8 protein-coding genes are annotated in these 8,215 nt (G+C 62.1%); 4 read left to right on the top strand and 4 right to left on the bottom strand.

Annotation, left to right across the window (positions count from 1 at the left end):
- The 4 genes from A5634_RS25030 to A5634_RS25045 form a co-directional block, all read right to left on the bottom strand.
- The coding region (locus A5634_RS25030) for a PE family protein (RefSeq protein ID WP_155769724.1) at positions 1–614 on the bottom strand (614 nt) is incomplete at its 3' end.
- Positions 615–1,079: 465 nt separating this feature from the next.
- Entirely contained in the window at positions 1,080–1,700 is a 621-nt protein-coding gene (locus tag A5634_RS25035) for a TetR/AcrR family transcriptional regulator (protein ID WP_065146732.1), read from the bottom strand.
- Positions 1,693–2,946 carry a cytochrome P450 gene (locus tag A5634_RS25040; RefSeq protein ID WP_065146725.1) on the bottom strand — a complete coding sequence of 418 codons (1,254 nt, stop codon included), beginning with the start codon at positions 2,944–2,946 and terminating at the stop codon, positions 1,693–1,695. The genes A5634_RS25035 and A5634_RS25040 overlap by 8 nt, the downstream gene beginning before the upstream one ends.
- A gap of 245 nt (positions 2,947–3,191) precedes the next feature.
- Complete coding sequence (locus A5634_RS25045; RefSeq protein WP_065146726.1) at positions 3,192–3,974, bottom strand: HTH domain-containing protein; 783 nt, start codon at positions 3,972–3,974, stop codon at positions 3,192–3,194.
- 89 nt (positions 3,975–4,063) lie between these two features.
- Here A5634_RS25045 and A5634_RS25050 point away from each other — a divergent pair, with 89 nt between their 5' ends.
- The 4 genes from A5634_RS25050 (at position 4,064) to A5634_RS25065 (ending at position 7,515) form a co-directional block, all read left to right on the top strand.
- The gene (locus A5634_RS25050) at positions 4,064–4,615 is read left to right on the top strand and encodes a DUF5994 family protein (RefSeq protein ID WP_065146727.1); all 552 of its coding nucleotides are present in this window, start codon (positions 4,064–4,066) and stop codon (positions 4,613–4,615) included.
- Between the two features lie 444 nt (positions 4,616–5,059).
- Positions 5,060–5,512, top strand: coding sequence for a nitroreductase family deazaflavin-dependent oxidoreductase (locus A5634_RS25055; protein WP_065146728.1), 453 nt, complete (start codon positions 5,060–5,062; stop codon positions 5,510–5,512).
- Positions 5,513–5,610: 98 nt separating this feature from the next.
- Complete coding sequence (locus A5634_RS25060) at positions 5,611–6,456, top strand: patatin-like phospholipase family protein (RefSeq protein WP_065146729.1); 846 nt, start codon at positions 5,611–5,613, stop codon at positions 6,454–6,456.
- A 735-nt stretch (positions 6,457–7,191) separates the two neighbouring features.
- Complete coding sequence (locus A5634_RS25065) at positions 7,192–7,515, top strand: hypothetical protein (RefSeq protein WP_065146730.1); 324 nt, start codon at positions 7,192–7,194, stop codon at positions 7,513–7,515.
- Positions 7,516–8,215 lie beyond the last annotated feature (700 nt).

The raw sequence follows: 8,215 nt of genomic DNA on the forward strand, positions 1-8,215 counted from the left end.
TGCAAACGGCGCGCCTGGTTCTGGCGCAAACGGCGGTGCCGGGGGATTGCTCTGGGGCAACGGTGGAAACGGCCGCCGGCGCCGCCCACACCGTTGAGGACGGCCCCGCCGGCACCGCCGACCCCGCCGGTCCCGATCAGCCCGGCCGCCCCGCCGGCCCCGCCGGCCAGACCGGGAGCACCCGCCGCACCCGCACCGCCGTTGCCCCACAACAAACCACCGGCACCGCCAGCGCCACCAGGTGTGGTCGCATCCGCGCCATTACCCAGCAGCGGACGCCCCAACCACGCCTCAAACGGTGCATTAATCGCCCCCAACACCACCTGCTGGGCATTGGCCGCCTCGGCAGCCCCGTATGCAGCCGCATTGCCGGTCAGGGTCGCCACGAACTGCTCGTGGAACAGCGCGGCCTGGACGCTCAACGTTTGATACTCGACCGCGTGGGTGTTGAACAACTCCGCGATCCCCGCAGAGACCTCATCGCAGGCCGCGGCCACAATCCCCGTCGTCGAAGCTGCCGCCGCCGCATTGGCCGCACCCACCGCCGACCCGATCCCCGCCAACTCCGAGGATGCCGCGGTCACCCATTGCGGAACCACACTGACGAACGACACAGCCGACCTCCCGAAGTCCGTGGGAGCCGACCCGACGCGGCCTTTCGATCACGCGCACGCAGACCAGCCATAGTGCCGGTGCTTACGTGGCCTCGAAACGCCGGTTTTGACCCCGCACCCGTTGCCAACCTGGGAATTTACGTTCGCGTAGACGGCGAAATCAGCGATTGCGTGACTTTCATAAGAAATGCCGAAATGCCGCTATTTGATTGTGCAAAGTGCACATTCGTTCGGCGAGCCGCCCTGGGCGCGGAAGTCCTCAAACGCAGTCCGGCGCAACGTCTACCGATGGGCGCAGGCAAGCCGAATTTATTCAGACCAACATTTGGTAAGCATTATTTTTGGCGAGGCAACTTATTTGAAAATTATTGGGATTCGACGTGCGCAATACACCGCACTACAGGTGCGGCGACTCGAGCATCAAATGCCCAGAGCGATCTCTCAGGACCTCAGCCCTACCTGTCGTCAGCGGATAGGCAGCGACGCCACCCTCGGATAGAGGATCGCTGGACCGAGCCATTGAGCCACGAAGCGGCGCAATGCAAGTCCTTCGCGCGTCGGCTGCCCAGGATCGGTCAGAAGGGACTGCACGGTGCGTAAGGTCATTTCGGCGAGCTGTGCAAGCGCGGTGGCGTCGAAACCGTGCAGCTTCCAATCGACATCGAGGCGGTGGAAAGCCGACAAGCAGAACGTGATCGCCGTGTCGGAGCTGAGCGAGGTGGCGGCTTCGCCTTCCGGTCGCGGGGCAAGCAAGCTCTCCAACTGTGGATCGCCGATGAGATTCTCGACTGCGAACGAAATAATTTCGACTAGCGCGCTGACCGGGTCGTTGAGGCCGCTGACGTGCTGTACCACCTGGTCGATGAATCCGTTGACCGCACGCATTCCGCTGGCGATGAGCAGCGCATCGGCATTGGGAAAGTAGCGGTACACCGTCTGGCGAGTGACCCCGAGTTTCCGGGCGACGTCGGCCAGACGGATCGCCGGTCCGTGTTCGGCGACCACTTCGTCTACGGCATTCAAAATGCGGGCGATTGCCTCCTCGTCCGAGCCCGGTGTAGCACCCGCCCAGCCGCGACTACGCATCGGCACTCGCAAGCATCCCGCTGTCGAACTCGACCATAAGCGTTGTGGGACCGGTCATTCCGAGCAGAGATTTCCACGGGGCCGGAGCGATGCGATGGGGTTCGGTGAGCCGTCGGGTGAGGATTGTGAGTGCTTCCGCCAATTCCCGGCGTGCAAGGTTCGCCCCGAGGCAGTAGTGCGCGCCGCCGCCGAAGGTCAGAATTGCGGGCGCATCCTTGCGCGTGATGTCGAAGCGGCAAGGTTCGTTGTAGATCGCTGGGTCGCGGTTAGCGGCGAAGGTGTTCACAAGCGCAAAGGTCCCCGCCGGGAACAAGTACCCGCCGAATTCGACATCCTCCTTGGTAGCTCGCGGCGCGATACAGACCGCAGGCGAGTGGCGCATGCTCTCCTCGACCGCTTGCATCGCAAGCTCTGGTTGGTTGCCCAGCTTCGCCCATTGATCCGGATGCTCGCAGAGCACCTGCACCGACGCGGCCAATTGGTTTCGCGTCGTGTCCGTTCCCGCCATCAAAAAGCCGGCCACGAGCATGCGTAGTTCATCGAGATTGAGTCGGTCGCCGTCGCTTTCGGCGCGTATGAGCTCAGAAAGGAGATCATCGGTCAGATTGTTTCGGCGCACGGCGACCATGTCATCGACGTACGCGTCCAGCTCGCTCCACGCTTGCATGATCGCGGATTCATTGAAGGTAGCGTCGGTCTGGAAGTTAAAGGCCTTGAAGATTTCGTCGGTCCAGCTTGCGAACAGCTGCCAATCTTCCCTCGGCGCACCGATGAGAGCGCACATGATCGGGGTCGGGTAGGGCCGCGCAATGTCGGTCACGATGTCGCACCGGCCGACTTCCGCTACTCGATCGATTAGTCCATTCACCACCTCGTGAATCGTGTCTTTCAGGCCTGCTGTTGCGCGGGGGGTGAACGCCCTGGAAACCAGCTTGCGTAAACGAGCATGGGGCGGGCCTTCGAGACCCAAAAGACTGCTCATCATCTTGTCGTACAACGGTCCCGAGGTGACGCCCTGCGCTGCCAGCGTGATACCCGGTGGCATGCCGAACCTGGTGTCGCGCAGCATATCCCGCGCCATCTCGTAAGAGAGAATTTCCGGCCCGAGCGGCCCGATGGCTATGGGCGCACACGATTGCGCCGTTCGGAGATCATCGAGGATGTCGTGCGGAGTGGCGTCGAGGCCGTAACTGAATGTGGGAAGGCCAGCGTCGACAACGTTGGGAGCGGTGCTGGTCACGGTCATAGATGTCTCAACTTCCGTCGGCGCCCGACAGGCGAAGGTGCGGACACATACGCATCGAGTGTATGACCAGAGCGGAGCAGCGTCAATCCGTTGGCGTTATATCCGCAGGTAAATAGACGTTCTGCTTACTCAGGTCATACGTGTTGTCATTAAACGTCGGTACCGGTGAGGGGACAGAACGCTTGCTCACGTGTTCCCACGAGAATCTTCACGCCGCGCCGAACCGCCAGATCTATCGGCACGCGTCAGACTCTTGCCACCAACCTGGCCACGCAAAGTTCGGGCTCCACGAGGGGGTCTAGGTGCCCTGAGATCTCCCCACGCGATACCTCTCGCCCGCCTTGGCCAGCGCCGGAGTTGGCGAGCAAGCCCTGCAACAGTCCCAGATGCAATGCACATCCCACATCGGGGTGCGCCCGGGCCAGGTCTCGCACGGGGCAGGCGTGCAGGCGAATCATCCGCTCACTTGCAGGCGTTGGACCGCCGCCGGGGGACGTGTGTGCCGTTGGTTCTGCGGAAGTGGCTACCTCGGAATCAAATCCCATTCGCTGAAAGACATCGTTGACACGCAGAGTCACCAGATCGAGCGCATGATCGGCCTCCTTGTCGGCGGTGGCTTCGGTGCGGTCGGGCTGGGCATTCTGCGAACCCACCAGGCGGGCAGCCCATTTCTGCCCTGCGTGTTGAGCACGCCTAGCGCGCATTTCCGCGGTTCGGCCCAGCTCCATTGCTAGGACCTCGGCGAGAATTCGGTAATCCAGCCGCTCCTCGACCGCTCGATATCCGGTGCGCGGCCGGCCCGCGCCGGGAAGGTTCAACCTGCTGCGCACGATCATCCCCTCGTCGCACAACGCGTCCAGGTGAAACCGAACCGTCGTCACGTGCAACCCGATCTGCGCGGCGATCTCGACGGCATCGACAGCCTCGTCTTGCTCGCGAACCATCTGAAGTATTCGTTCACGTCGCCGGTTGCGCGGTAAGCGATTTCGCTTCGGGCGCCCGGCCTCAGTGTCTGTCTCCTCGTTCACCAGCCGCCTTTGCTTTAATATATTTACCGGATATACTTCCTTTATATTAGCAGTCTGCGACGAAGCGAAGTAGAGTTATGAGGCATCCAATGTCCACCTCCGCCTTGGGAATTCATTCTTCACCAATTCCAGGCCTGCGGCTACGTTTAAAGCCAGCTGATCGGCGCGGTGGAGACGTGCAGGGCGCATGGTGGCCGCGGTCGACTCAACTAGCCACCGAGCTTCCGCCGTTGCTCGCAGCCCTCGGTTCGCGGATCGACACAGTTGATCGTGTTGTCTACGACGAGAATGTCTGGGCGCCAGCACCTTTGAATCTTCGGTTCAGAGGCAGCAACGTGATACTCGCCGGCACTCGCGATCAATCAATCAACAAAATTTCGTTGATCGGAGATCCCGTCGGGCGGCTTGAACTGTTGGTGGTGCCTCCGTACACCAGTCCCTCCCGCGCGTATACGGCTGTGACGACAGCGGCGCAGCCGGACAATGCGTCAACGACTGACGAACTGCTAGGCATCGGGGAGCAAGCGGCCGAGGATCGCTATTTCGCGCTGATGGCGCAGCAGCGCTGGGAATCCGACGGCGGAGCATTACGCCGGCGCGGCGACCAGCCCGTCGAACGGGCTGCGGCGCAAAGAGATTAGGAGATGCAACAGTGCTCAGTGAGGACGGACTGGAATCCGTGCGCGACATCGGGCGCCGGCTTCGTTGGGACAGAACGAAATTACCTCAACTGGTCGACGGTACGGAGTCGCAACTAGCGACGAGTCGTCGCAGGCGCGCCCACGCCAAAATGCTCGTGGCCGCAGTCGCTTTCGCAGGTCTGACGCTCCTCGGACCGCGACTGCTCAGCGAGACGGAAGTCAAGATCCGAAAGACACCGCCTCCACCGCGGACGTCGCCGCCTGCACCCAACGTCGCTCCCTTGCCGGACCCCGCTGCCACTGCCACATCATCGGTTAGCGTCGTCGATCTGCTTGTGGGCCGGTGATTCGGTCGAAAGCCTCACGTCGGGGACCTAAGTCAGGGTGCACTTTGAGACCGATTGATCTGCAACGGATTACCCGAAACTTCGAAGTAGGGATCGAATGACTCCGAAGAAGCCCCCGCTTCTCATCTCGCTGCTGGCTCCCGCGCTGAAATGGATCTCCAAGTCGAACGTGGCAATTTATCGCGCCACCAATGGACGCATCGCCGGCCATGAGCTCGGGCTCCCCTTGTGCCTGTTGACCACGACCGGCCGCAAAAGCGGGTTGTTGCGAACAACCCCACTGATATTCATGTCCGACGGTGCCCGAGTGGTCCTAGTGGCCTCACAGGGCGGTCTGCCGAAGCACCCGATGTGGTTTCTGAACCTTCGAACCAATCCCGAAGTGCACGTCCAAATCCGAGCCCAGAAGCACCCGATGCGTGCCCACGTCGCAGACGACGCGCAACGTGCAGAACTTTGGCCGCGACTCATTGCGCACAACCCGCGGTGGGCCAGGTATCAATCCTGGACCGACCGGGTGATTCCGGTGGTGATCTGCGAGCCGGTCTAGCGTGATGAATCGGAAAGCTTGGAAATGGATATGCCAAAGTGCTGGCCTTGGGATCTGGCCGTGCTGACTAATCTGAACGACTGCTTTCCAGGTGAAACATGACGACAGCTTTCGTGCTCTCCGGGGGCGCAAGCCTTGGGGCGGTCCAGGTCGGGATGCTGCGCGGCCTGGGAGACGCAGGGATCACGCCGGATCTGATCGTGGGCACATCCGTCGGCGCATTGAATGGCGGGTGGATCGCCTCTCGTCCCGACGGCCCCGGAGTTGACGCGCTAGCCGACTTGTGGCGGTCGCTGTCGCGAAACGACGTCTTCCCCATCCGCCCGATGCTCGGACTCCTGGGCTTTTTGGGCCGGCGTCCGAATCTTGTGCCCGACAACGGTTTGCGGCGACTCCTCACCGACAATCTCGAGTTCACCCGACTGGAGGATGCACCGATCCCCCTACACGTGGTGGCCACCGATGTGCTCTCGGGTCATGATGTGCTGCTGTCGTCGGGAGACGCTGTCGACGCGATCGTGGCCAGTGCCGCCATTCCGGCCGTCTTCCCGCCGGTCACCATCGATGGACGGCACCTCGTCGACGGCGGAGTTGTGAACAACACCCCGGTGTCACACGCCGTAGCACTCGGAGCCGAACGGATTTGGGTGCTGCCGACCGGATACTCCTGCGCTCTACCTAAGCCCCCGACCGGGGTGTTGGCGATGGCGCTGCACGCCCTGAACCTCACCATTAATCAGCGTCTCGCCCGCGATGTCACCCGCTTCGAGGAAGTCGTCGACCTGCGGGTCATCCCGCAGCCCTGCCCGATCGACATATCACCGGCGGACTTCTCGCACTCGGCTGAGCTTGTGGAGCGGTCCTATGCCGCGACGTGCGAGTGGCTGGCCAGGCCCCATCCGGCTACCGGTCAGGCGGCCTTGTTCGCGCCACACCGCCACTGAGACGCAGCGATCGGCACGACAGCGCGGGCCCCTGCCTAGTTCGGCAACCTTGCGCCGCATATCGCCCCGCTCTGGCGAGGCTGGGGCGGCACGCATCAGGGCGCGCAAGGCACTCGGAGAATCTCCATTAAGTGCTGGAACACGGTGCCCCAGTCGGGCTCGAACCGATGCTTGGCGGATTATCGAGCCCGGCGGCACACCGCTGGTGTCCACCGGTATTGATCTGAATTGGTCCCACCAGCGCTCATAGCCGAGGACGTTCGCCCGGCGATACCGGGTGTGTGTCGCGGATTGGGACAGTGTCGTGAAACATGGGGATAGCCGTTGAGGACCGATATACGGCCGGTTCGATGGCACAGCAGGACGCCTCCACCCCTGAAGGCTAAGAACCCCACGGCAAAGACCGATGGAAGTATGCCTTCGCCGCCCGTCGGTACCCAACAATGGAATTGTCGGCTCCGGTTGAATCCTGAGCAGCCTGCTCCGGTCGAAAAGTGGGCAGGTTCGTGCCCATCCCGACCCGGATCTCTGGCCGAAGGCATCGCGACGTTCGTCTCCCGATGACGAGCGGCGAGGTTAATGGCCTCTGCGTCACCGGGTACGCGTCGGCACAGTTGCGCAGCGTGCAGACAACTGGTGATGACAAGGGAAATCCCTATATCGACGGCGAAGATGCACTACTACCGTCGAAGCAGTCAACATCGTTGCGCAAAAGCAACCCGAGGGGAACACCACATGATCACCACTCGACTCTTCGCGGCAGGCGTCATCCTCAGTGGCGCAGCGGTCAGTCTGGCCGGCCCCGCATCCGCAGAACCACTCGGTGGCTCGTACACCGCCACCATGATCGAGGGGCCGATGGTCGGTCTTCACCACCCAATCAACTTCACCTCGTGCGGCTCCAATTGCACCCTTATGGGGTCCGTCGAGCTACACCCACAAGGCGACAATTGGACCGGCACAATGGTTTTGTCTTATGGCCCCTGCGCTGTCTCGCTGAACGCGCAGACGCTCATCTTGGACGAATGCGGAGCCAAATACCAGCTCACCAAGGATTGATTATTTCCTTGCGCCCGCTCGGCCTGATTCGGGCACGCGCGTATTCCACACGCCGCCGACCTGCACGACCAACCACCCGGCGCAGGTACTCATCCGATAACGCCGCACACGTCGCTGGGTACCGGTGACCATCCGGGGCACTACACGGGGGCCGAATCTGGGCAGCTGCCACCGGGACACACACCCCTGGGCGAGCAGATACCTATCAGCGCGGGCGAGCACCATCTTCCTGCCCCACTAGGTGATCCGGTGGTCTACGCACCCGCAGCGCCAGGTCTAGCCTCGGACCTCAACCAGGCGTTCGTCAATGGGCATCCCTCATCTGGACTCGTGGAGCAAGTCGCCGACCTATCCACTCACCGATTCGGGGAAGCGGACCGCGTCGTCCTGGGCAAGTGGGAGGGAGATTCAGGCGGTTACATCGGCGAGGCTAGATACCACGGCGGAATCTTCTACGACACAGGACAAGATGCATGGAAGAACCTCGCTAGTGGACTGAACGACCAAGCCGTGAAGAATCTCGGTTGGCAAGTCAATGAACAATTCCTTCGCACCCAAATGGAGAACCATGTACTCCGTATCGAGTACGTCGTGCCCGAGAGTTTCGGCTCTGTTGATGAGGTTGGCTGTGTCAACTCGAAGTGGCCCCGGGGTGACGGCTTGAAGTGGCCCCGCGGGTAGGGGCTGGCTTGCGGGTGTC

It is taken from the genome of Mycobacterium asiaticum (genome assembly GCF_001673365.1).
In the GTDB taxonomy this organism is placed as follows: Bacteria; Actinomycetota; Actinomycetes; order Mycobacteriales; family Mycobacteriaceae; genus Mycobacterium; species Mycobacterium asiaticum_A.

Coding starts and splice junctions, on each gene's coding strand:
- A5634_RS25035 (WP_065146732.1), bottom strand. CDS start 1,700: ATGCGTAGTCGCGGCTGGGCGGGTGCTACACCGGGCTCGGACGAGGAG.
- A5634_RS25040 (WP_065146725.1), bottom strand. CDS start 2,946: ATGACCGTGACCAGCACCGCTCCCAACGTTGTCGACGCTGGCCTTCCC.
- A5634_RS25050 (WP_065146727.1), top strand. CDS start 4,064: ATGTCCACCTCCGCCTTGGGAATTCATTCTTCACCAATTCCAGGCCTG.
- A5634_RS25055 (WP_065146728.1), top strand. CDS start 5,060: ATGACTCCGAAGAAGCCCCCGCTTCTCATCTCGCTGCTGGCTCCCGCG.
- A5634_RS25060 (WP_065146729.1), top strand. CDS start 5,611: ATGACGACAGCTTTCGTGCTCTCCGGGGGCGCAAGCCTTGGGGCGGTC.
- A5634_RS25065 (WP_065146730.1), top strand. CDS start 7,192: ATGATCACCACTCGACTCTTCGCGGCAGGCGTCATCCTCAGTGGCGCA.